This is a genomic window from Streptomyces sp. NPDC031418, from assembly GCF_055581605.1.
The window spans coordinates 112,802-136,797 of the sequence record NZ_JBVIJC010000021.1; the positions used below are offsets into that span (position 1 = coordinate 112,802).

Annotated in this window: 17 protein-coding genes and 1 tRNA gene; 14 read left to right on the forward strand and 4 right to left on the reverse strand. The window is 73.3% G+C overall.

Translation table 11 applies throughout. The features are described 5' to 3' along the window. Positions 1-117: 117 nt before the first annotated feature. From topA to ACZ5CZ_RS28730, 6 genes are all read left to right on the forward strand, one after another. Positions 118-2,964, forward strand: a complete 2,847-nt coding sequence (gene topA / locus ACZ5CZ_RS28705; protein ID WP_468947162.1) for a type I DNA topoisomerase — start codon at positions 118-120, stop codon at positions 2,962-2,964. Positions 2,965-3,120: 156 nt separating this feature from the next. Then, positions 3,121-6,519 (forward strand): dTMP kinase, encoded by a 3,399-nt coding sequence (tmk, locus tag ACZ5CZ_RS28710; RefSeq protein ID WP_468947164.1) that lies wholly within the window; start codon positions 3,121-3,123, stop codon positions 6,517-6,519. A gap of 196 nt (positions 6,520-6,715) precedes the next feature. Continuing rightward, on the forward strand, positions 6,716-7,921 hold the full coding sequence (locus ACZ5CZ_RS28715; protein WP_385846800.1) for a DNA polymerase III subunit delta': 1,206 nt from the start codon (positions 6,716-6,718) through the stop codon (positions 7,919-7,921). 106 nt (positions 7,922-8,027) lie between these two features. Further along, entirely contained in the window at positions 8,028-9,611 is a 1,584-nt protein-coding gene (locus ACZ5CZ_RS28720) for an alpha/beta hydrolase (protein WP_468947166.1), read from the forward strand. A gap of 107 nt (positions 9,612-9,718) precedes the next feature. Continuing rightward, positions 9,719-9,795, forward strand: a tRNA-Thr gene (locus ACZ5CZ_RS28725). A gap of 458 nt (positions 9,796-10,253) precedes the next feature. Then, positions 10,254-10,862: a response regulator transcription factor gene (locus ACZ5CZ_RS28730; RefSeq protein WP_385846797.1), complete on the forward strand. Its 609-nt coding sequence runs from the start codon at positions 10,254-10,256 to the stop codon at positions 10,860-10,862. 128 nt (positions 10,863-10,990) lie between these two features. On the opposite strand, the gene ACZ5CZ_RS28735 is transcribed toward ACZ5CZ_RS28730, so the two are convergent. The 4 genes from ACZ5CZ_RS28735 to ACZ5CZ_RS28750 all read right to left on the reverse strand — a co-directional run bounded on the left by ACZ5CZ_RS28735 (position 10,991) and on the right by ACZ5CZ_RS28750 (position 16,431). Next, the gene (locus tag ACZ5CZ_RS28735) at positions 10,991-12,226 is read right to left on the reverse strand and encodes a sensor histidine kinase (protein WP_385846795.1); all 1,236 of its coding nucleotides are present in this window, start codon (positions 12,224-12,226) and stop codon (positions 10,991-10,993) included. 109 nt (positions 12,227-12,335) lie between these two features. Beyond that, a complete protein-coding gene (locus tag ACZ5CZ_RS28740; protein WP_468947168.1) occupies positions 12,336-13,811 on the reverse strand; it encodes a SagB/ThcOx family dehydrogenase in 1,476 nt (491 codons plus the stop codon). A gap of 44 nt (positions 13,812-13,855) precedes the next feature. Then, entirely contained in the window at positions 13,856-16,144 is a 2,289-nt protein-coding gene (locus tag ACZ5CZ_RS28745) for a TOMM precursor leader peptide-binding protein (RefSeq protein ID WP_468947170.1), read from the reverse strand. Next, positions 16,141-16,431 (reverse strand): hypothetical protein, encoded by a 291-nt coding sequence (locus ACZ5CZ_RS28750; protein ID WP_468947172.1) that lies wholly within the window; start codon positions 16,429-16,431, stop codon positions 16,141-16,143. Before ACZ5CZ_RS28750 ends, ACZ5CZ_RS28745 begins: the two co-directional genes overlap by 4 nt. 240 nt (positions 16,432-16,671) lie before the next feature. Here ACZ5CZ_RS28750 and ACZ5CZ_RS28755 point away from each other — a divergent pair, with 240 nt between their 5' ends. The 8 genes from ACZ5CZ_RS28755 to ACZ5CZ_RS28790 all read left to right on the forward strand — a co-directional run bounded on the left by ACZ5CZ_RS28755 (position 16,672) and on the right by ACZ5CZ_RS28790 (position 23,951). Beyond that, entirely contained in the window at positions 16,672-18,222 is a 1,551-nt protein-coding gene (locus ACZ5CZ_RS28755) for an acyl-CoA carboxylase subunit beta (protein ID WP_385846788.1), read from the forward strand. 14 nt (positions 18,223-18,236) lie between these two features. After that, the gene (locus tag ACZ5CZ_RS28760; RefSeq protein WP_385846787.1) at positions 18,237-18,410 is read left to right on the forward strand and encodes an acyl-CoA carboxylase epsilon subunit; all 174 of its coding nucleotides are present in this window, start codon (positions 18,237-18,239) and stop codon (positions 18,408-18,410) included. Between the two features lie 104 nt (positions 18,411-18,514). Beyond that, the gene (locus ACZ5CZ_RS28765; protein WP_385846785.1) at positions 18,515-18,772 is read left to right on the forward strand and encodes a DUF6059 family protein; all 258 of its coding nucleotides are present in this window, start codon (positions 18,515-18,517) and stop codon (positions 18,770-18,772) included. A gap of 95 nt (positions 18,773-18,867) precedes the next feature. Continuing rightward, on the forward strand, positions 18,868-20,622 hold the full coding sequence (locus ACZ5CZ_RS28770; protein ID WP_468947174.1) for a fatty acyl-AMP ligase: 1,755 nt from the start codon (positions 18,868-18,870) through the stop codon (positions 20,620-20,622). A 10-nt stretch (positions 20,623-20,632) separates the two neighbouring features. Next, on the forward strand, positions 20,633-22,417 hold the full coding sequence (locus ACZ5CZ_RS28775; RefSeq protein WP_468947175.1) for an acyl-CoA dehydrogenase: 1,785 nt from the start codon (positions 20,633-20,635) through the stop codon (positions 22,415-22,417). Further along, a complete protein-coding gene (locus ACZ5CZ_RS28780) occupies positions 22,414-22,734 on the forward strand; it encodes an acyl carrier protein (RefSeq protein ID WP_385846781.1) in 321 nt (106 codons plus the stop codon). The genes ACZ5CZ_RS28775 and ACZ5CZ_RS28780 overlap by 4 nt, the downstream gene beginning before the upstream one ends. Further along, a complete protein-coding gene (locus tag ACZ5CZ_RS28785; RefSeq protein ID WP_467549125.1) occupies positions 22,731-23,048 on the forward strand; it encodes an acyl carrier protein in 318 nt (105 codons plus the stop codon). Before ACZ5CZ_RS28780 ends, ACZ5CZ_RS28785 begins: the two co-directional genes overlap by 4 nt. Further along, entirely contained in the window at positions 23,049-23,951 is a 903-nt protein-coding gene (locus tag ACZ5CZ_RS28790; RefSeq protein WP_385846778.1) for a 4'-phosphopantetheinyl transferase family protein, read from the forward strand. The last annotated feature ends 45 nt before the right edge of the window (positions 23,952-23,996 follow it).

Genomic DNA, 23,996 nt, shown 5'->3' on the forward strand with positions numbered 1-23,996 from the left:
GACACGGGGGCGGGATGTACCGTCACACTCCGCAGCGTCACACGAGCCAGCAGTACGCCGCGACCCCGGGACGAAGGCCTGGGGAGGCCACAGCGTCGACCGGAGAGAAGAGCGAAGTTGTCCCCGACCAGCGAGACCGCACAGGGCGGCCGCCGACTCGTCATCGTCGAGTCGCCTGCCAAGGCGAAGACGATCAAGGGCTACCTCGGCCCCGGCTACATCGTCGAGGCGAGCGTCGGGCACATCCGCGACCTTCCCAACGGTGCCGCGGAGGTGCCGGAGAAGTACACCGGTGAGGTCCGCCGCCTCGGTGTGGACGTCGAACATGACTTCCAGCCGATCTATGTGGTCAACGCCGACAAGAAGGCGCAGGTCAAGAAGCTCAAGGACCTGCTGAAGGAATCCGACGAGCTGTTCCTCGCCACCGATGAGGACCGGGAGGGCGAGGCGATCGCCTGGCACCTCCAGGAGGTCCTCAAGCCGAAGATCCCGGTCAAGCGGATGGTGTTCCACGAGATCACCAAGGACGCGATCCGGGAGGCCGTCGCCAACCCGCGCCAGCTCAACCAGAAGCTGGTCGACGCCCAGGAGACCCGCCGCATCCTCGACCGCCTCTACGGCTACGAGGTCTCGCCGGTCCTGTGGAAGAAGGTCATGCCGCGCCTGTCGGCCGGCCGTGTCCAGTCCGTCGCGACCCGTCTCGTCGTGGAGCGGGAACGCGAGCGCATCGCGTTTCGTTCTGCCGAGTACTGGGACCTGACGGGCACCTTCGCGACCGGCCGCGCGGGGGATCCGTCGGACCCGTCGTCGCTGGTCGCCCGCCTCCAGACCGTCGACGGCAGGCGGGTCGCGCAGGGCCGCGACTTCGACTCCGTGGGACAGCTGAAGAGCGCGAACATCCTCCACCTGGACGAGGCCACCGCCCGCGCCCTCGCCACCGCCCTGGAGAACACCCGCTTCTCCGTCCGGTCCGTGGAGTCCAAGCCGTACCGCCGCTCGCCGTACGCCCCGTTCCGTACGACGACGCTCCAGCAGGAGGCGAGCCGCAAGCTCGGCTTCGGCGCGAAGGCGACCATGCAGGTCGCCCAGAAGCTGTACGAGAACGGCTACATCACGTACATGCGTACGGACTCGACGACGCTGAGCGACACCGCGATCGCCGCGGCCCGCGCGCAGGTCACGCAGCTCTACGGCGCCGACTACCTGCCGCCGCAGCCGCGTACGTACGCCGCGAAGGTGAAGAACGCGCAGGAGGCCCACGAGGCGATCCGCCCCTCGGGTGATCGTTTCCGCACTCCCGCCGAGACCGGCCTGACCGGCGACCAGTTCAAGCTGTACGAGCTGATCTGGAAGCGGACCGTCGCCTCCCAGATGAAGGACGCGACCGGCAACAGCGTGACGGTGAAGATCGGCGGCACCGCGGCCGACGGCCGGGACGTCGAGTTCAGCGCCTCCGGCAAGACGATCACCTTCCACGGCTTCCTGAAGGCCTACGTCGAGGGTGCCGACGACCCGAACGCCGAGCTGGACGACCGCGAGCGCCGGCTGCCGCAGGTCGCCGAGGGCGACGCGCTGTCCGCCGAGGAGATCACCGCCGACGGCCACGCCACCAAGCCCCCGGCCCGCTACACCGAGGCCTCGCTGGTCAAGGAGCTGGAAGAGCGGGAGATCGGCCGCCCGTCGACGTACGCGTCGATCATCGGCACGATCCTCGACCGCGGCTATGTCTTCAAGAAGGGCACGGCCCTGGTGCCGTCCTTCCTGTCCTTCGCCGTCGTCAACCTGCTGGAGAAGCACTTCGGGCGACTGGTCGACTACGACTTCACCGCGAAGATGGAGGACGACCTCGACCGCATCGCGGCCGGTGAGGCCCAGGCCGTGCCGTGGCTGAAGCGCTTCTACTTCGGCGAGGGCACTGCCACGGGCGGCGCGGCCGACGCCGGCAACGGCGACGGCGACCACCTCGGCGGCCTCAAGGAACTGGTGACCGACCTGGGCGCGATCGACGCGCGCGAGGTGTCGTCGTTCCCGGTGGGCAACGACATCGTGCTCCGTGTCGGCCGCTACGGCCCGTACATCGAGCGCGGCGAGAAGGACACCGAGCAGCACCAGCGCGCCGACATCCCCGACGACCTGGCGCCGGACGAGCTGACCGTCGAGCTGGCCGAGGAACTGCTGGCCAGGCCCAGCGGCGACTTCGAGCTGGGCACCGACCCGGCCACCGGCCACACGATCGTCGCCAAGGACGGCCGCTACGGCCCGTACGTCACCGAGATCCTCCCCGAGGGCACCCCGAAGACCGGCAAGAACGCGGTCAAGCCGCGTACGGCCTCGCTCTTCAAGTCCATGGCGCTGGACACGGTCACCCTGGACGACGCGCTGCGGCTGATGTCGCTGCCGCGGACGGTCGGCACCGACACCGACGGCCAGGAGATCACCGCGCAGAACGGCCGCTACGGCCCGTATCTGAAGAAGGGCACGGACTCGCGCTCGTTGCAGTCCGAGGACCAGATCTTCACGATCACGCTGGAGGAGGCGCAGGCGATCTACGCCCAGCCGAAGCAGCGTGGCCGGGCCGCCGCCAAGCCGCCGCTGAAGGAGCTGGGCGAGGACCCGGTCTCCGGCAAGCCGGTCGTGGTCAAGGACGGCCGCTTCGGTCCGTACGTCACCGACGGCGAGACCAACGCGACCCTGCGCTCCGACGACAGTGTCGAGGCGATCACCCCGGAGCGCGGCTTCGAGCTGCTCGCCGAGAAGCGTGCCAAGGGGCCCGCCAAGAAGACCGCGAAGAAGGCCGCCACCAAGGCGACGGCCAAGAAGGCGGCTCCGGCGAAGAAGACCGCCGCCAAGAAGACGGCCGCGAAGAAGACGACGACGGCCGCCAAGAAGACGACGGCCGCGAAGAAGACGGCTGCCGCGAAGGCGACGGCGTCCAAGGCGGCGGCTTCCGGCACGGAGGACTGACCTTCCCGGTCCGACCTCGCCGGTCCGACCTCGCCGGTCCGGCCTCCCCGGTCCGACCTCTCCGGAGGGCCGGCCCGACGGAGAACCGGGCCGCCAGGGCATGGACATGCCAGGGTGCGGGGGTGTGGTGTCGGTGGCTGCGGATAGGCTGAACGCATGACGCGAGCCGAGCAGCCAACGGCCCACACCACCGCCCCGGACGACGCCCTGGTCGCGGACTCCCGCGAACGCGCCGTCCGATCCCTGCTGCGCCGCCCACAACTGCGGCGCCTGTGGAGCGCGCAGTTGGTGAGCGGTGTCGGTGACACCCTCGCCCTGCTCGTCCTGGTCGTCCTCGTCCTCCAGGCGGCGATCGCCCAGGGCGCCTTCGGCGGCGGCTACCGGGGTGTGGCATTCGCAGTGGCGATGGTCTTCGCCGGCCGGGTCCTCGCCACGCTGCTCTTCGGCGCGGTACTGCTCGGGCCGCTGACCACGCTCACCGGCCCCGAGGGCCCGCTCGACCGCCGCTGGACCATGGTCGGCGCCGACGGCCTGCGGGCCGTCCTGCTGATCGTCGCGCCCCTGTGGATCGACTGGACCCCGGACAACGCCCTCGCCGTCCTGCTGGTCACCGCCTTCGTCACCGGCGTCGCCGAGCGGCTGTGGACGGTGTGCCGGGAGAGCGCGGCCCCCGCGCTGCTGCCCGCTCCGCCGCCCGAGGGCGCGACCGTACGGCCGCTGCCGGACCACCTGGACGCCCTGCGCCGGCTCTCCCTGCGCACCGGCTTCCTGGCCGTCCCGCTGGCGGCCGCCGCCCTGGTCGCCGCCTCCCTCGTCAACAACCTGCTGGGCACCGGCGTCGCCTGGTTCGACCAGCACCACGCGGCCCTCGGGTCGTATGTCGCGGCGGGTCTCTTCGCCGCCTCCCTCTCCCTGCTGACCGCCCTGGAACTGCCCGGCACCCGCACCCCGCGCCCGCGGTCCCCGCTGGAGGGCCTGCGCCGCCCGCGCACCGGCACCGGCGTCGACAAGGGCCGCACCGGCGCGATCCCGCTGCTCGTCCCGGCCTGCGCCGCCGTGGCCGGCGCCGTCGCGGCCGCCGTCGCCGTGTGCGTGCTGCACGCCGCCGACCTGGGCGGCGGCCCGGTCCTCTACGGCCTGCTGGTGCTCGGTCTGACCGGCGGCGTCGCCCTCGGCATCCGTACGGCGCCCGGGCTGCTGCCCTCGTTCTCGCGCCGCCGGCTGTTCGCCCTCGCGATCGCCTTCACCGGGGTCGCGCTGCTGGGCGCCGGGCTGGTTCCGGACGTCACCACCGTGCTGCTGATCGTCACGCTGGCCGGTGCGGGCGCGGGCATCGCGGCCAACACCGGGCACGCGCTGCTCGACCAGGAGACCGAGGACTTCCGCCGGCCGCGCGTCACCGAGCACCTGCACGCGATGGTCCGCGTCTTCATCGCGCTCGCCGCGCTCGTCGCCCCCGTCGTGGCGGGCCTGATCGGCCGCCACCGGCTGGAGAACGGCCGGTTCGTCTTCGCGCACGGCGGCGCCTCCTTCACGCTGATGCTGGTCGGCGCGCTGCTGCTGCCGGTGGCCGTGCTGGTCCTCGCCAAGGTCGACGACCGCTCGGGCATCCCGCTGCGCCAGGACCTCAGGGACGCGCTGCTCGGCGGTGACGACCCGGACACCGTCCCGGCGGCGACCGGCTTCTTCATCGCCCTGGAGGGCGGCGACGGCGCCGGCAAGTCCACCCAGGCCGAGGCGCTCGCCGAGTGGATCCGCGGCAAGGGCCACGAGGTCGTCCTCACCCGCGAGCCGGGGGCCACTCCCGTGGGCAAGCGGCTGCGCTCGATCCTGCTGGACGTGTCCTCGGCGGGCCTGTCGCACCGCGCGGAGGCGCTGCTGTACGCGGCCGACCGCGCGGAGCACGTCGACACCGTCGTACGGCCCGCCCTGGAGCGCGGCGCGGTGGTCATCTCCGACCGGTACATCGACTCCTCCGTCGCCTACCAGGGCGCCGGCCGCGACCTGTCCCCGACCGAGATCGCCCGGATCAACCGCTGGGCCACCGACGGGCTGGTCCCGCACCTCACCGTCCTGCTGGACGTCCCCCCGGAGACCGCCCGGGAGCGGTTCACCGAGGCGCCGGACCGGCTGGAGTCCGAGCCCGCCGAGTTCCACGCACGCGTGCGTGCCGGGTTCCTCACCCTGGCCGCCGCCGACCCCGGCCGCTACCTGGTCGTGGACGCCGGCCAGGAACCAGAGGCCGTGACCACCGTCATCCGGCACCGGCTGGACACCGTGCTGCCGCTCTCCGAGGCCGAGATCAAGGCCCAGGAGGAGGCGCGGAAGAAGGCCGAGGAGGAGGCCCGCCGCAAGGCCGAGGAAGAGGCCGCCCGCAAGGCCGAGGAGGAGCGTCTGGAGCGCGAGCGCCAGGAGCAGCTCGCCCGGCTGCGCGCCGAGGAGGAGGAGCGCAAGCGCCGCGAGCTGGAAGAGGCGCAGCGCCGCGAGGCCGAACGCCAGGCCGAGGAGGCCCGGCGCCGGGCCGAGGAAGCGGCCCGGCGTGCCGAGGAGGAGCGGCAGCGGCTGCTCGCCGAGGAGAAGGCCCGCGCCGAGGAGGAGGCCCGCCGCAAGGCGGAGCAGGAGCGGCTGCGCAAGCAGGCCGAGGAAGAGGCCCGGCTGCGCGCCGAGGAGGAGGCCCGCCAGGCCAGGCTGCGTGCCGAGGAGGAGGCGCGTCGGCTGGCGGCCCAGCGCAAGGCCGAGGAGGCGCTGCTGCGGGCCGAGGAGGCGCGCCGGCAGGCGGCCGAGGCAGCCGCGGCGGCCGACGCGGTGGCCGGCCGGCCCGGCAAGCCGCTTCCGGCCGCGCCGGGCGTGGCCCCGGACGCGGTGACCGTGCCCACGCCGGTGGTGTCCCCGGGCCCCCGCGGCACGGAGGAGACCGTGCCGACACCGGTGGTGTCCGGCGAGACGGACACGTCCGGACCGGCGGCCGACGAGACGACGGTGCTGCGCCCGGTGCGCGAGGAGCGTGGCGGCCCGGCAGCGAAGACGGACCGCACGCAGCCGGCGCAGGATTCCCCCGCCGACCCCGAGGTGACCGCCGAGCTGCCGCAGCCGCCGGTGCCCTCCGGACCGGCGGACGAGACGGCGGTGCTGCCCCCCGTGCCCGCTCCCGAGGGCGCGGCGGACGAGACGGCCGTACTGCCGCCGGTCCCGTCCGGTGCGGCGGACGAGACCGCCGTACTGCCACCGGTCCCCTCCGGCGCGGCGGACGAGACCGCCGTCCTGCCGCCCGTACGGCGGGACGCCCCGGCGGACCGGGTGCCGCCCGGCTTCTTCCGGGACGAGCGGCCCGCGGCGGACCCGGACGGCTCCGAGGACCGTACGCGCGAGATGCCGCAGCTCGACGCCGACGGCATCCCGCGCCGCAGGCCGCGCCCCGACTGGGCCGAGGAGACCCCGCTGGACGACCTGCCGAGCCTGGCGGACGAACTGCTGGGCTCCTACGACGAGCGCGACCACGCCGACCCCGGGGACGAGCGGGGCGGCACGGGCCGTGGCCGGGGGCGGCGCGGCTGAGCAGGTCGTGACCTCAGGTCCCGGCCGGATGCACGGAAGCGGGCGGCGCCCGTCGGGAGACCGGCGGGCGCCGCGGCGCGTCGGCGCCGGGCCGTGTCCCGCGGCCGTGGTGCCGTCGGACGGCGTCGGCGTTGTCAGTGGGGACCCGCACAATGGAGGGCGGGACGCGGAGTGCGACGGAAGGGCGGCGTGACCCATGACCGTATGGGACGACCTCGTCGGGCAGGACAAGGTGAGCGCGGTGCTCGACGCCGCCGCGCGGGACGCCGACGCCCTGGTCACGGCCGCCGCGGCGGCCCAGCCGCTGCCCGAGGCGTCGAAGATGACCCACGCCTGGCTGTTCACGGGCCCGCCCGGAGCGGGCCGCAACCAGGCGGCGCGGGCCTTCGCCGCGGCCCTGCAATGCGTCAGCCCCGACCGTGCCCTCGGCGGCACCCCCGGCTGCGGCTTCTGCGACGGCTGCCACACCGCGCTGCTCGGCACGCACGCGGATGTCACCACGGTCGCCGCGGTCGGCGCCGAGATCCTGGTGCGGGACATGCGCGACACGGTCCGCAAGTCGTTCACCGCCCCGGCGAACGGCCGCTGGCAGATCATCCTGGTCGAAGACGCCGAGCGGCTGAACGAGAAGTCGGCGAACGCCGTCCTGAAGGCCGTCGAGGAGCCCGCCCCGCGCACGGTCTGGCTGCTCTGCGCCCCCTCGATCGAGGACGTCCTGCCGACGATCCGGTCCCGCTGCCGCCACCTGAACCTGCGCACGCCGTCGGTGGACGCGGTCGCCGACATGCTCGTACGCCGGGACGGCATCGAGCCGGAGGTCGCGGCGGCCGCCGCCCGAGCCACCCAGGGGCATGTGGACCGGGCCCGGCGCCTGGCCACCGACGCGGCGGCCCGCGAGCGCCGCGCGGCCGTGCTGAAGCTGCCGCTGCGCCTCGACGAGGTCGGCGCCTGCCTCAGAGCCGCCCAGGAGCTGGTCGACGCGGCCGCCGAGGACGCCAAGCAGCTCGCCGAGGAGATGGACGGCAGGGAGACCGAGGAGCTGAAGGCGGCGCTCGGCGCGGCCCAGGGCGGCCGGCTGCCGCGTGGCACGGCGGGCGTGATGAAGGACCTCGAGGACATGCAGAAGCGCCGCAGAACCCGTACCCAGCGGGACAGCCTCGATGTCGCGCTGGGCGACCTCACCGCCTTCTACCGCGACGTCCTCGCCCTCCAGCTCGGCTCGCGGGTCGCGATCGCCAACACGGACGCGGAGGACGCGCTGGACCGGCTGGCCCGGGGCAGCTCCCCGGAGTCCACGCTCCGCCGCATCGAGGCCATCGGCGCCTGCCGGGAGGCCCTGGACCGCAATGTGGCCCCGCTGCTCGCGGTGGAGGCGATGACGATGGCCCTGCGCGCGGGCTGACCGGCCCCCCACCTCCTGTCTCCCACCGGAGGCCCCCATGTCCCTCGTACGAGCCACAATCCGCACGCAGCGCATCAGCAGGGTCGCACAGCGTTACGCTCGATCGATGCACACCAGGCCATCCCCCCGCCGCACCCCTCCCCGTCTCGCCGCCACCCTGCTCGCCACCGCCGCCCTGCTCGTCTCCGCCTGCTCCTCGGGAGCCTCCGTCACCTCGGCGAGCGACACCGCGCGGGTGGCGCTGGCCGCGCTGCCGCGGGCGACGCCGTCGGGACTCACGCCGTACTACACCCAGCGGCTGCACTGGCGCGGCTGCGGCGTCCCCGGTTTCCAGTGCGCGACGATGAAGGCCCCGCTGGACTACACCAGGCCCGGCGCCGGTGAGGTCCGGCTCGCCGTCGCCCGCAAGCCGGCCACCGGCAAGGCCAGGCCGCTCGGTTCGCTGCTGGTCAACCCGGGCGGCCCCGGCGGGTCGGCGGTCGGCTACCTGGAGCAGTACGCGGGCATCGGCTACCCGGCCGCGGTCCGTGCCCGCTACGACATGGTCGCGGTGGACCCGAGGGGTGTCGCGCGCAGCGAGCCGGTCCAGTGCCTCGACGGCCGCCAGATGGACGCGTACACGCAGACCGACATGACCCCCGACGACCAGAAGGAGCGCAGCGCGCTGGTCGCGGCGGACAAGAGGTTCGCGGAGAGCTGTGGGGCGCACTCCGCGCGGCTGCTCCGGCATGTCTCGACCGTCGAGGCGGCGCGGGACATGGACATCCTGCGCGCGGTGCTGGGTGATCCGAAACTGAACTACGTGGGAGCGTCGTACGGCACATTCCTCGGCGCGACCTACGCCGGCCTGTTCCCGGACCGGGTCGGCCGGATGGTGCTGGACGGCGCGATGGACCCCTCGCTCGACGCGCGCCGGATGAACCTGGACCAGACGGCGGGCTTCGAGACGGCGTTCCAGGCGTTCGCGAAGGACTGCGTACGGCGCACCGGCTGCCCGCTCGGCGGCAGGGGGACGACGCCCGCGCAGGTCGGCGACCACCTCAAGGCGTTCTTCCGCAGGCTCGACGCCCACCCCCTCCCGGCGGGTGACGCGGACGGCCGCAAGCTCGGCGAGGCGCTGGCCACCACCGGGGTGATCGCGGCGATGTACGACCAGGGGACCTGGCAGGAGCTGCGCGACGCGCTCACCTCGGCGATGCGGCACAACGACGGCGGGGGCCTGCTCGCCCTCTCCGACAGCTACTACGAACGGGACGCCGGCGGCCACTACAGCAACCTGATGATGGCGAACGCGGCCGTGAACTGCCTGGACCTGCCGCCCGCCTTCGCCGGTCCCGAGCAGGTGCGCACGGCGCTGCCGCAGTTCGAGAAGGCGTCCCCGGTCTTCGGCGACGGCCTGGCCTGGGCCTCGCTGAACTGCGCGTACTGGCCGGTGGCGGCCACGGGCGAGCCGCACCGCATCGAGGCGAAGGGCGCGGCGCCGATCGTCGTGGTCGGCACCACCCGCGATCCGGCGACCCCCTACCGCTGGGCCCGCTCCCTGGCCGGCCAGCTCGCCTCCGGCCGCCTGCTGACCTACGTCGGCGACGGCCACACCGCCTTCGGCCGCGGCAGCACCTGCATCGACGGGGCGATCGACACCTACCTCCTGCACGGCACCCCGCCGCCCGCGGGCAAGCGCTGCACCTGACCCCGCCCCGGCCCCGGAGCGGGTGGCTCCGGGGCCGGTACGAAGCACCTCCGGAAACTGTGTAGACTTACCGACGTCGCTGATCGCACCATAGGTGCGGCTGGCACGCCGCTTTAGCTCAGATGGCCAGAGCAACGCACTCGTAATGCGTAGGTCTCGGGTTCGAATCCCGAAAGCGGCTCCACTGAAACCCCAGGTCAGATAGTTGCCGACCTGGGGTTTTGTGGTGCCCGGGGCATGGCGGGTCACACGGCCGGGGTGCCGTGGGACAGGCTTCCGTTTCCGGTTCCGCGTTGATCGCGATGCGGATGGGCTCAGGGAGTTCAGCCGGACCTGCTCGTGAAGTGGGCCGGGGTGCGGGTCGGAGGGGTGCTCGAGGGGACGGGGTTCGTCGTCAGCGAGTGCTACGACGACTGAGCCTCTGCCCTCCCCGTCACGCGGCCGGCGATCCAAGTCTTCGACTGGGGTTTTCTTGTGTTGTGGGGCACGCCAACACGCGTTCAGAGTGGGCCCCGGGCCAGACGGGCCGGGGGAGATCCGGAACCGCGGCCCAAGGGGCGGACTCTTTTCTAGGGGGCTGGCGGGCCCCATGGCCGGAGTAACATCTGCCCTCGCGGGCGAGCGTGGCTGGGGGGACTTGCGTTGGTCATAAGGGTGTTGCTTGCCGAGGACATGCACATGGTGCGAGGCGCCCTGGTGGCGCTCCTCGAGTTGGAAGAGGACATCGACGTCATCGCGGAGCTGGCGAACGGCGACGAGATCGTCCCCACGGCCCTGGAGCAGCGGCCCGACGTCGCGGTCCTCGACATCGATCTGGCCGGCATGGACGGACTCACCGCGGCGGCCCAGCTGCGTGACGCGCTTCCGGAGTGCCGGACGCTGATCCTCACCAGCCTCGGCCGTCCAGGAACGTTTCGGCGGGCGCTGGCCGCGGGGGCGCGCGGGTTCATCCTGAAGGACGCGCCACCGCGTCAACTCGCCCAGGCCATCCGCAGGGTGGCCCAGGGCGAACGGGTCGTGGACCCGGATCTCATGGTGGCCGCGTGGGACAGCGGGGACAGCCCGCTGACCGAGCGCGAGACGGAGGTGCTGCGGCTGGCGGCGGACGGCGCCGAGGTCGCGGAGATCGCGGGCCGGCTCTATCTGTCGGTGGGCACCGTGCGGAACTACCTCACCTCGACCTCGGTCAAACTGAACGCCCGCAACCGGCTGGACGCGGTACGGATCGCGCGCGAGGCCGGCTGGCTGTAGGGACTTCCTGCCGATCACACCGGCCTCGCTTGTGCGGCGGGGTCAGCGGCGGCGGGGCGGCTGTCGCCCCGGCGCCGCTCGACCGGACCATGTCCCCTGACCGGACACGGTCCCGGAGGACCCTGCGCTCAGCCCACCAGGCTCTCGTCGCCGGAGGCGTCCGCGTCCGGCTCCGGCTCCGGGGTCTCGTGGGCGTCCGCCGCGGCCGAGGCCTCCACGTGGAACCAGCCGTCCTCGCGCACCTCGGCGGAGAAGGTGCCCCCGACCTCGGAGAGCCGCAGGGCGAGGTTGGACAGGCCGCCGTTGCCCCGGGTGAGCAGCTCCGGGCGGCGCCGGCCGAGCTCGCGCAGCCGTGGCGGTACGCCGTCGTTCGCCAGGTGCAGGCTGATCAGGCCTCCCTGGGCGACCGCCTCGATGGTGCAGCGGGACGCCTTGCTGTGCCGGATGACGTTGGTGACGCCCTCGCGCAGCACCGTCGCCAGAACGGTGTCGGCGCTCCCCGACAAGCGGCCGCAGTCCACCCGTAGATGGGCGTCTATGCCGGCCGCCGACAGCACGGAGCGGGCCGAGGACAGCTCCGTCAGGAGCGACATCGAACGGTAGCTCCGGGCCACCTCGCGGACGTCCCGCAGGGCCTGACGGGACAGCTCGACGATGCTTTCCAGCTCCGTCCTGGCCCGCTCGGGCGAGCGGTTGACCAGGGTGTGGGCCAGCTCGCTCTTCAAGGTGATCGCCGACAGGGTGAAGCCCAGCAGGTCGTGCAGGTCCCGGGCGAACCGCAGCCGCTCCCTGATGACGGCGACCCGGGTGACGTCCTCCTGCGCCTCGCGCACGGCCAGCGTGAGGTCGGACAGCAGGGTGAGGCTGTACACGATGATGCCGGTGACCAGCGTCGACATCATCATGTACAGCACGCTGACGACCGTGCCCTGGCCGCTGCCCGCCGTGCCCACGCCGATGGCCACGATCAGCGCGCCGAACGCCGGGACCGCCACCCGCCGGGGCAGCAGGATCAGCATGGACGCACCGGTGAAGCCGCCCATCCCGCCCCACGGCCAGCCGAGTAAAAGGGCGGGCACGACGGTGAGCAGCGCCTGTGCGAGCAGCGTCCACCGTCCGTATCTCGCGCGCACCCGGCGGAACCGGGGGAGGGTGTGGACCAGCTGGAGGCCGAGGATCGCGGGCAGCACGGTGACGCTGCACACGACGGTGACCGCGGTGAGCGCCTCCTCGAGGATGTCGACGATCTGCATCGTCAGGAACGCCGTGATGACCGTCCAGACCACGACCACTGCGAACCGTGGCGCCGGGGCCTCGATGCCGAGGACCCGGACTCCCGGCTCCTGTCTGACTGGGCTTTCCATGTACCGGTCTGTCATGGCTCTCCCTCTGGTCACACCGGATCGGGGCAACGGCCGATGGCACAGTTGTACTTGACGTTGACCCAACTATGCGTGGTATGACGGTTATTGGTCACTCCCCTGCGGATGTTTCGCGTTCCTCCGGGAGAGTTCCGAGGATGAACTCACCGACCGCCGACTCCTCCCGCCAGTCCAGCCCGAACGCTTCGGCCGACAGTTGGGTGGTGCCGGTGCCCAGCGCGCAGGGTGCCAGGCCCATGCCGGTGGCCAGCAGATACAGCATCTGCTGCACCACGCCGACGTGCTTCAGCGTCAGCGCGTACGCGAGCCCGCTGTACTTCCAGGAGACCCGGGCGAACCTGGCCGTCAGGGTGAGCAGCAGTGCGGGCCGGGCACTCATGCCCGCGCCGACCTGTGCCTCGTCGAGGAGTGTGCCGGCCAGATGCTCGGGGGTGGGCAGCCGGACCAGCGCGTGGTCGAGGGGGTCGTAGTAGTAGACGCCGGGTTCCAGGCCGGCGCACCGGCCGACGGTCAGGTAGCACTCCAGCTCGTACGCCGCGCCGCCGCTCGGGTACGGGCGGCTCGGCGGCTCGTGCGGGGCGCCGGGACCGGCGGGCTCCCGGACGCGCAGGGAGCGGAAGAGGATCTCGCCGACCTGGCTGAGTGTGAGATCCCTGGGGCCGTGGTCGCGCACCGAGCGCCGCCGCTCCAGGATGTCGGTCAGGGAGGTGTCCCAGTCGGGGACGCCGGGGCCCGGCCCGGGCAGCTTGATCCGGGGTCCGGCCGGTGGCTGCTTGAGCGGGGGCGGTTCTTCCTGGCGGCCCCGCAGCGGGTAGGTGGCGCCGAAGTCGCCGTCGCGGCCGCCGGGGCGGCTGCTCCAGTGGAAGCGCAGGTCGTCGGCGGACCACGGGAGCAGCGCGGGGTCCTGGTCCTCGGGGAAGACGGCGTCGTGGGGCGCCGTCGGCTGTTCCGCGATCTCCACCATGCCGGTGGCGACGAGATGGGAGACGACCGCCTCGACGACCGGAGCGGCCAACGGCAGCCGTTCGGAAGCGCGTTCGAGGGTGACGGGCCGGCTCAGCGAGCTGATCAGCCATCCCGCCTCGGGCCGTGCGAAGACGGCGCGGAACTGCGACAGCGGCGACTCCAGCACCATGTCGTGCCCGCTGGAACGCAAGCTTGCGAACCGCGACAGCCGCATCATGCGCCCGGCCGGCACCGGCACCGGTTCGAGCCGGGCGCCGGTGGCCGTCGGCACCACGGACAGCAGGGGCCGCTCGCCGTCCGGCGCGCCGACGGACCGTACGACGAGCCCGGTCAGCTGCCGCAACGCGTTGAGCAGGCGGAGCCGGGTGGCGAGTTCGTCGAGGCCCGGCACGTTGTCGAGCTGGACGGGGCCGAGCAGCATGCGGCGCAGCGTCTCGGTGAGCACCGCTCCGGGGCGCGGGATGCGCAGGTCGCCCCACCGGGAGTGCAGCACCAGGGCGACACCCTGCGGGAGTTCCTCCAGCAGGGTCTCCTCGCGCAGTGACCACAGTTCGATCGGGGGGGTGGGCGCTGAACTGCCCGGGGGGTGCACGGGTGGCACGATCGCTCCTGCTCGGGGCTTGGCGTTGCGCGGCTCGGCATGGTTCAGACAAACAGGGGTATCGGGTTCAGCCCCTCGTACGGCGTCGGCTCGGGCACTCTGCCGAGGGACACCGGGACGTCGTAGAGCCTGCCGGGGGCGAACCGGGGCCAGAAGTGCCGCAGGCCGGGGACCAGGGTCCGCACCACGGGCAGGCCCAGGTCGGGGCGGGTCTGATCCAGTATGCACACCTCCATCCCCTTGCTTTCGAGGGTTCGGCGCAGGTTCCGGAACTCCTCGAGCACACCTCCGGCGCCGCTCCATCCGTAGTCGAGCGGGGTGCGAGCGGGCAGGCGGGGGTCGGGCGCGAGGTAGGGCATCGCGTCCCGGGCGGCGGTGCGCCACCAGCGCAGGGCGACCGGGTCGGTGCAGGCGTACCCGGTGCCGTCCGGGCGGGAGTCGAGGACCGGCGGGAGCATCTGGTTCAGTTCGGTGACCGCCCGGGAGAGGGCGATCGCCGGGTCCGGGTGGGCGCCGAAGCCGAAGACGATGTCCTCGGGGCCGCCCCGTGCGGCGCGGTCGGTGCGCCGGGACAGCGCGGCGAACACCGGCACGCCGAGATCCGAGGTGAGGTCCAGCGCCCAGATGTCACGGTCGAGCTCGCGGTGCGTCCGGAGCACCTCGGCGGTCCAGCGGTCGTTGAACGCGGTCAGGTCGACGCCCGGCTGGCGGGTGCGGTTGTACCACCACAGGGCGACGGCGTCGCGTTCGACGAGCTCCAGCAGCCCGTGCAGCGCCGCGTCCTCCAGCGAGCTGCCGGCCGCGCAGCCGTTGGAGTCGGCGCGGACCATCCGCCGGCCGACCGGGTCGGGGACGTCGTAGTAGAGCAGGGCGGCCGGGAACAGGACGTGTCGTTCCCGGGTGAGCGACCAGACCGGCGACCAGTCCAGCTCCGCGTCCGGGTCGAACGCCTCGGCCACCTGGTGGAACGGGTGGCCTCCGGCGTTCCACCGGGCGCGCTCGGTGAACTGGCGCGCGTGCCAGAGCTGGCAGTCGCCCGGGTGCACGGCGTCCGGTCCGAGCGTGCGGAGCGAGCCCCGTACGACGAACTCGTCGCCCTGCCACCGGCCGCTGACCCGCTCCAACGCCTCGCACAGCGCGCTGACCTGGGCGTCCAGCGCCGTCCTTCCCTTGCCCGAACTCTCCTGACGCAGCGAGGAGTTCAGCTCCGCCATATGGCGGGGCGTCAGGGCGAGGTTGTGTCCCGCCCGGTAGACGTTGAGCAGCTCGGGGCCGCGCCGGTCGCGGCGGATCTCCTTCACGACGCCGGTCACCGGGTCGACCAGGTGGCCGTACCGGTCCAGCATCGCCTGCGCGGACAGGGCGCGGTGGCCGCCGAAGGTGCGCACCGTGGGGTGGCGGCCGGTCAGGACGACCGGCCGGGCCGCCTGGCGGGCCATCAGGTAGGGGTCCCCGCAGTCGGGGCACTGCGGGCGCCGGGTGAGCGGGTGCGTCCGGCTGGTCAGGGTCAGCGTGTCGAGGGTGACCACGCGGTCGTGCTCCGCGCCGCGGTGTTCCGCCAGCCACTTGACGCACTCCAGGGCGGCGATCTGGGCGCCGAGCGCGAGGGTGGCCGGAAGTCCGGCGTGCGGTACGTCCACCGCGGCCCCGCCGCGCGCCACCCGGACCGGAGCCTCGGCGCACCGGTGCGCGCGGAGCCGGTGGGCCAGGCAGTGCCAGCAGGCGCCGGCCTCCGTGCCGGGCCGGAACACCGGGCCCACCCACACAGTGGTGCCGCACGGCTTGGCGAGCAGCCAGGGGCGGCCGTCGGCGCGGTGGGCCGCGTCCACGGCGGCCAGCCGCGGGTCGAGGTAGTCGGCGCAGACGACCAGGTCGAGGGTGGCGGGAGCGCCGGGTTCGGCGACGGTGATGCCGGTGCGCCGGCACGCGGCGGCCAGCCCGGCGTCGTCCAGGTCGCCGACGGTGACGATGCTCACCGTCCCGGTGCCGTCCGGCGCCTCGGTGCCGGCGAGGTCCCAGTAGGCGCGGGCCGCAAGGTCCTCGGCGCCGCTCTCCCGGGGCGGGCGGTGGCCGAGCAGACCGCAGCGGGTCAGCTGCCCCACGATCTGCGCGACCTGCGCAGGGGGAACGTCGGGCGCCGCGGCCTCCAGCAGGCCGGCGAGGTCGCGCGTGCCGTCCAGCAGCGGTGCGAGGGCCGCGAGGTGGGGGCCGCGGACCGCGGTGACCCCGTGTTCCGACATCAGGTAGACGGCGTCCCCCGAGATCACCTCCAGCCGCAGGTGGCGCTTGAAACCGATCAGCGGTGCCCGCTCGTTCCCCCTGCGTCCGGTCATATCGTCAGGGCCTCCGCGCCGCTGCGGACGGTGCCGGTCTGGATGTCGCAGATGCTCAGGCAGAAACCTGCTGCCGGGGCGTCGGTGGGCAGCAGTTCGAAGCGGTCCACGACCACGTCGAGTTCCTCGGCCAGCGGCAGGGCGGGCGCGCTCTCCCCGGGCAGCGGCCGGATGCCGGCCTCGGCCAGCACCTGGTCGGGGTTCTGTTCGTACCGGAGGCGGAGGCCCGGGTCGTTCCAGGCGCGGACGATCAGCTCGGCAAAACGCCAGTCCTTGTCGAGGGACATGCTCTTCCTCCGTTGATCGGGCCGGATCCGGCCGCGAGTCGATGGGCGCTGGAGCTGTGTTCAGGCAAGGAGTAAACGAAATCCGAGCGATTCTTGACCAGTGCCGCTCTCACGGCCGCACCGTGAAAAAGTCACAGCGGGGTCAGGAGCCCCGCACTACCGCCCTGTCGACCCGGTCTCCAGCCTGTTCCGAGGTGCCTCTCCCAGCGTGACCGCAGCCGTCGCGCGGAGGAGGATGCCATGACCGCACGGGAACGGGTCGCGGAGCTGCACGAGATCCGGGAGCGGGTCCTGCGGGGCCCCGATGACAAGGCCACCGAGGCGCAACACGCCAAGGGCAAGCTGACCGCGCGCGAGCGGATCGGTCTGCTGCTGGACGAGGGTTCCTTCCACGAGGTCGAGCCGCTGCGCCGGCACCGTGCGCAGGGCTTCGGCATGGAGGCGAAGCGGCCGTACACCGACGGTGTGATCGGCGGCTGGGGCACGGTGCACGGGCGGACGGTGTTCGTGTACGCGCACGACTTCCGGATCTTCGGCGGCGCGCTCGGCGAGGCCCACGCGCAGAAGATCCACAAGATCATGGACATGGCCATCGCGGCCGGCGCGCCGCTGGTCTCGCTGAACGACGGCGCCGGCGCCCGCATTCAGGAGGGGGTCACCGCCCTCGCCGGGTACGGCGGCATCTTCCAGCGCAACACCCGTGCCTCCGGGGTGATCCCGCAGATCTCCGTGATGCTCGGCCCGTGCGCGGGCGGCGCGGCGTACTCGCCGGCGCTGACCGACTTCGTGTTCATGGTGCGCGAGACCTCGCAGATGTTCATCACCGGTCCGGACGTCGTCCAGGCGGTGACCGGCGAGACGATCTCCCACAACGGGCTCGGCGGCGCCGACGTCCACTCCTCGGTCTCGGGGGTGTCGCACTTCGTCCACGACACCGAGCAGTCCTGCATCGAAGAGGTGCGCTATCTGCTGTCGCTGCTGCCGCAGAACAACCGGGAGGCGCCCCCGGTGCTGCCGTCCGGCGACCCCGTCGAGCGCCGCAACGACGCGTTGCTGGACCTGGTGCCCGCCGACGGCAACCGCCCGTACGACATGCGCCAGGTGATCGAGGAGATCGTCGACGACGGGGAGTACCTGGAGGTCGGCGAGCACTGGGCGACCAACGTCATCTGCGCCCTCGCCCGGATCGACGGCCAGGTGACCGGCCTGGTCGCCAACCAGCCGCAGTCGCTGGCGGGTGTGCTGGACATCGACGCCTCGGACAAGGCGGCGCGGTTCGTCCAGACCTGCGACGCCTTCAACATCCCGCTGGTGACGCTGCTGGACGTGCCGGGCTTCCTGCCGGGCGTCGACCAGGAGCACGGCGGCATCATCCGGCACGGCGCCAAGCTGCTGTACGCCTACTGCGCCGCGACCGTCCCGCGCGTCTCGGTGATCCTGCGCAAGGCCTACGGGGGCGCCTACATCGTGATGGACTCGCGCTCGATCGGCGCGGACCTGGCGTACGCCTGGCCGACCAACGAGATCGCCGTCATGGGGGCCGAGGGCGCCGCGAACGTGATCTTCCGGCGGGAGATCGCCGCGGCGAAGGACCCGGAGGCGATGCGGGCCCAGCGGATCAAGGAGTACCGGAGCGAGCTGATGCACCCGTACTACGGGGCCGAGCGCGGTCTCGTGGACGACGTCATCGACCCCGCCGAGACCCGTGCCGTGCTGGCCGCCGCACTCGCCATGCTCCGCGCCAAGCACGCGGAGCTGCCCAGCCGCAAGCACGGCAACCAGCCCATGTGAGGGGAGACCCGACCATGTTCGACCTGCGCATCGAACGCGGCACGCCCACCGCCGAGGAACTCGCCGCGCTCACCGCCGTACTGGCCGCCCGTCTCGCCGCGGACCGCCGGCCGTGCGCACCCGTGCGCCTGCCGATCCCGCGCCCGGCGGCGTACCGGTCTCCGCTGAGCTGGCAGCGCGCGGCCTGAGGCTGAGCCGGCAGCGCGCGGCCTGAGTGCGACTTGAGCGCCTGGTGCGAGCCTGTTGCGGACCCGACCGGGTCCCCACCAGCCACGTACAAGGAGGAGGAACCATGTCGCCTGCCACCGAGCGTGCCCTGGCCGGCCTGCTGCGGCAGCTCGCGACCCTGGGGGCGATGTACGGCTTCATGCCGCCCGCCCCGGTCATGGCCCAGCTGGTGAGCCCGCCGAGCGGGCCGGGGCTGCGCCGTCCGCCCGGGGCGGCCCACCCCGAGAAGGTCGTCGACGACCGCCCGCTCAGCGAGGCCGAACTGGGGCTGTCGCGGCAACTGCGCCGAGTACGCGTGCTGTCCTGGCTGAAGGGTTGGTGACCAGGGCGGATGCGGTCCCCCGGACTTCGAGCCGGGCTTGAGCGAGGGCACACACGCTCGACTGGTGCAGGCAGACCCGACGTGGAGGAGTTGTGGTGGCCAGAGCTGCTGATTTCACCGACCTGCTGCTTCGCCGGGGCGCCGAGCTGGCGGACCGCGAGGCGTACCGCCTCACCGGGGACGGCGACGACGTCATGGTCACCTACGGCCTGCTGGACCGCACGGCGAAGGGGATCGCCTCCCGGCTCCAGGACCACCGGCCGGCCGGGCGGCCGGTGGTGCTCTGCCACGGCGACAACGGCGGTTTCCTGCCCGCCTTCCTGGGCTGCCTGTACGCCGGTGCGATACCGGTCCCCGCACCCGCGCCGACCGGCACCCGGCAGTCGGCCGAGCGACTGGTCGGCATCCTCAAGGACGCCGCCGCCGCGCTCGTGCTCACCGACACCCAGCACGCGCCGGCCGTCTCCCAGCTGCTCGCGGCGGCCGGTCACGCGCACATCCCCTGTCTGGCGACCGACCGCGCGCTCCTGGGCGACCCCGACGCCTGGGAACGCCCCGCCGTCCGGCCCGACCAGCCGGTGTTGCTCCAGTACACCTCCGGCTCGGTCAGCCAGCCCAAGGGTGTGGTGGTCAGCCATGCCCAGCTGCTCGCCGACCAGGCGGCCATCCAGCGCGCCCTCGGTACCGGCGAGGAGTCCCGGTTCGGCGGCTGGCTGCCGTTCCACCACGACATGGGTCTGATCGGACAGCTGCTGCACCCCCTGTTCCTCGGTGCCACGACCGTGCTGATGCCGCCGCGCGCCTTCGCCCTGCGACCCTTGCGCTGGCTACGCATGATCGACCGGTACGGCGTCACGGTCTCCGGCGCGCCCGACTTCGCCTACCGGCTGTGCGTCGAGCGGGTCACGGAGCAGCAGGCCGCCGAACTCGACCTGTCGCGCTGGGAGGTGGCCGTCAGCGGCGCGGAGCCGGTCCGGGCCGACACCCTGGACGCCTTCGCCGCGCGGTTCGCCCCGGCCGGTCTGCGGCCACAGGCGCTGCGCCCCGGGTACGGCCTGGCCGAGGCCACCCTGCTGGTGGCGGTCGGCGGCCCCAGCCCTCGACCGCCCCGGCGCACGGTGGACGCCGCCGCGCTGGGCGCGGGCCGGATCGAGCCGGCCGCGCCGGGACGGCCGTCCCGCACCTTCGTGCCCGTCGGCCCGGTGATCGACGAGGTGGAGGCGCTGATCGTCGACCCGGAGACACTGCGTCCGCTGCCCGCGGGTGAGGTCGGCGAGATCTGGCTGCGCGGGAGCAGCGTGGCCGGCGGGTACTGGAACCGTCCCCTGGAGAGCGCCGAGGTGTTCGGGGCCGTTCCGGCCGGGGCCGGTCCGGAGGAGGGCGGCTATCTGCGCACCGGCGACATGGGCTTCCTGGACGACGGCGAGCTGTTCGTCGCGGGCCGGCTCAAGGAGGTGCTGGTCGTCGCCGGGCGCAACCTCTACCCCCAGGACATCGAGCAGCAGGTGCAGAAGCTCAGCGTGCTGTTCGGATCGGGGGCCGCCTTCGCGGTGGGGGAGGAGCAGGACCAGGTCGTCGTGGTCCAGGAGGTGCGGACCAGCGCGCGCGGCGGGGGTGAGGACGTGCCCGCGCTGGCCGACACCGTGCGCAGCTGCGTGGCCGAGGAGTTCGGCATCGCCGTGCAGCACGTCCTGCTGGTGCGGCCGGGCACCGTACGGCGCACCACCAGCGGCAAGCTGCGGCGCACCGCGATGCGTCAGCTGTTCCTCAGCGGCCGGATCAAGCCGCTGCACGCCGTGGACTTCGTCCGTGCGACGGCGGGCGGCCCGCCGGACCGGACCCGAAGGTGAGAGGGCAGCCGTGGGCGAGCAGGAGTGGGAGGTGCGGCGGCGGATCGCCGAGCTGGAGCGCGGATTCGGGGACCCCGCCGACGCAGGCAACCCGGTCGGCACCCTGGCGTTCCACGACGCCGACGCCCGCGAGGAGCCCCTGGCGGCGGCCGAGCGGCTGCTCGAACAATTCGGTCTGAACGGCGAGCTGGTACCCCGTGACCTCGGCGGCCGGCTGACCGAACTGGACACCCTCGCCCGGGTGACCCGGGTGGTCTTCCGACGCGACGCCGCCCTCGGCCTCGGCTACGGCATCACCAGCTTCCTCGCCGCCGTGGTGGTGTGGGCGGTCGGCAGCCCGGAGCAGCGGCGGACCGTGGCCCGTCTGTTGCTCGCCGGTGGCCGGCTGGTCTCCGCCTACCCGGAGTTGGCGGCCGGCAGCAGCTTCCTGTCCAACGAGCTGACCGCGGCCGCCGACGGCCCGGGCGGCTTCCGGCTCAGCGGACGCAAGGAGGCGCTCAACAACGTCGAGAGGGCCGCCGCCCTGGTCCTGTTCGCCCGCACCGGCACCGGCCGGCTCAGCCACTCGGCGCTCCTGGTGGAACGGGACACGCTGCCCGCGGGCGGCGTCACCGCGCTTCCCCGGCACCGGACCCGGGGCATCCGCGGTTGCCGGGTGGCCGGCGTCGAGTTCGGCGACTGCCTGGTGCCGGGCGACGCACTGGTCGGCGAGCTGGGACGCGGACTGGAACTCGCCCTGCGGATCTTCCCCGTCACCCGGAGCGTCGGCGCCTCCGCGGCCCTCGGCTGCGCGGACACCGCTCTGCGCACAGCGGTCGCCTGTGCCGTGGACCACGGCGTGGTGGACGACGGGCCCGACGACGCCACCGGCCCGCAGCGCCTCTCGCACGCCCGGAGCACCCTGGCCGGAGCCTTCGTCGACCTGCTGCTGTGCGACTGCCTGGCCCTGGTGGCGACCCGCGCCGTCCATCTGGTGCCGGAGGACGCCGGGTTGTACGCGGCGGCCGCCAAGTACCTGCTGCCCCAGCTGCTCACCGACACCTCCTACGAGCTGTCGACGCTGCTGGGCTCCGACTTCCACGCCCGGGACGGCGCGTACGCCGCCTTCCGCAAGAACGTACGCGACCTGCCGATGATCGGCCTCGGCGCGGCCGGTTCGGCGGCCTGCCGGGCCACGGTGATTCCCCAACTGCCCCGGCTGGCCCGCACCGCGTGGTCCGCGGCCACCGCGGCGCCCGTGGACGGCCTGTTCCGGCTGGAGGCCGGCGGGCTGCCCCCACTGGATCTCGGGCGGCTCAGCCCGGCGGCCGGGGGCGACCCGCTGGCCGCCTCACTGGCGCTCGCCGCCGACGCCCCGGGCCCCGAGGACGACCGGCCCGCCGAACTCGTCCGGCTGCTCGCGGGGGAACTCGCCCTGCTCCGCGAAGGCTGCGCGGCACTCGACCGGGACGGCCGCTCCGCGCTCGGCGATCCACGCGCCCACGCCCTGGCCGAGCGCTACGCGCTGATCCTGGCCGGCGCCGCCTGCCTGGGCGTCTGGCGCCACCAGCGGTCGGCGGGCAGCGGTTTCCTGGCGCGCCCGGAGTGGCTGGAGACGGCGCTCGCCCGGGTGCTGCGACGCCTCGGCACCACCCTGCCGAAGTCCACGCCCGACCACGAGGAGCCGCTGCTCGCCGAGGTCCTGGCGAGGTACCGCGAGCACCGCAGCTACGACCTCTACGACACACCCCTGGCCGGCGCCCCGGGCGCCTCGGGAGCAGAGCGAGAGGGACGAGAGGAAAGGGAGGACCGATGACCCGAGGGACGCGGCACCGGGAGTGCCTGGTGCTCACCGCGCTGGACGGTACCGAGCACGAACCGCACGCATGGCTGGGGGCACGGCTCCAGGCGGGGGCGCCGCCCGGTGTCCGCGCGGACGACCCCGGCCGGCCGCTGCTCGACTTCTGCCTGGACTCCGTGCGGCTGCTCGGCCTGATCGGCGAGCTGGACGAGGTCTTCGGGCTGGAGCTGGAGCCCGACGAGATCTACGCGCCGGAGACGGTGGGCGGCCTGGCCGCGTACCTCACGGACCGGGCGGCCGGGCGAGGCCGCGGCGGGCGGGCCGCGTCATGACGGCCCAGGCGACCACCGACGGCACGGTCGTACCGAGGCTGCGCCTCGCCCTGCTCGGCGTCAGCGGGATGACACCGGAGCTGCTCGACGGCGACGTGCCCGCGGCGTGCGACGGCGAACTGGACGAGGAGCTCCAGCTGGTGGACGACCTCGACTTCGACTCCGTGATGCTGCTGGAACTCAAGGGACGGCTGGAGCAGCGGTTCCCCGAACTGGGCGAGCTGTCGATGCCGGAGATCCTGCCCGAGCTGCGCACCGTCGGCTCGATCCTCGGGCTCCTCACCCGGAGGCTGGCCGCGGTGGGGGCGGTCTGAATGGTCTCCTCACTGGACCCGGTGGTCAACCCGCGTACCCGGCGCGTGTTCGCCCGTCCGATCCAGGTACGCGGACCGGACGGCCCCTGGGAGGAGGTGCGCGAGGCGGTGTCCCGGCACGGCAGCGCGCTGGTGCACGCCCGGCTGGACGACTGGCTGCCGGCCGACCTCGGCGACCCCGGCCTGGCCGAGCGGCTCGGGCACGACCACGCCCGCTTCCGGCGCATGCGGCACCCCACGGTGAGAGCCCGGTTCGTGGCCTCCCGGCTGATGCTCAAGCACACCGCCTCGGCGGTGCTGGGCGAGCCCGCACAGGCGCTGGAACTCGCCTACAAGCTGGGCGGACGGCCGTATCTGCGCGGTCATGAACAGCTGGACATCAGCCTGACGCACACCGCCGACCTGATCGTGGTCGGGCTCACCCGGCGGGGCTGGATCGGGGTCGACTGCGAGCTGAGCGACCGCCGGATGACCGGGCTCGGCACCGAGACCCAGATGTGCACCCCGCACGAGCTGGCCGAGCTGGCGAAGCTGCCCGAGGACGCGCGCAACCGCGCCCTCGTCCGGCTGTGGACCCTGAAGGAGGCGTACAGCAAGGCGATCGGCCAGGGCATGCGGTTCCGCTTCACCGAGTTCGGCTTCGGGCCGCAGGACCGTCAGGCACGGGAGGTGCTGCTCCCGGACGGCTCGCCCGGCACCGGCGAGGAGTGGAGTTTCCACACCTGCGAGGTGGGAGGGCGCTACACGGTCAGTGTCGCCCTGTACGACGCCGGATTCGGCGTGGGCGGAGACGGTCTTGACGCCCTGCGTGTGTCCGACGGGCTGCTGGCGGAGTTGATGACACAACCATCATCCGGTGGCCGGCCGGGTGGCGCCAGTGCGGAGTTCACGTCCGCCACGTGAAAATCTCACCTCTTCCCGCAGGCGCACACTCCTGTCCGACTCCTG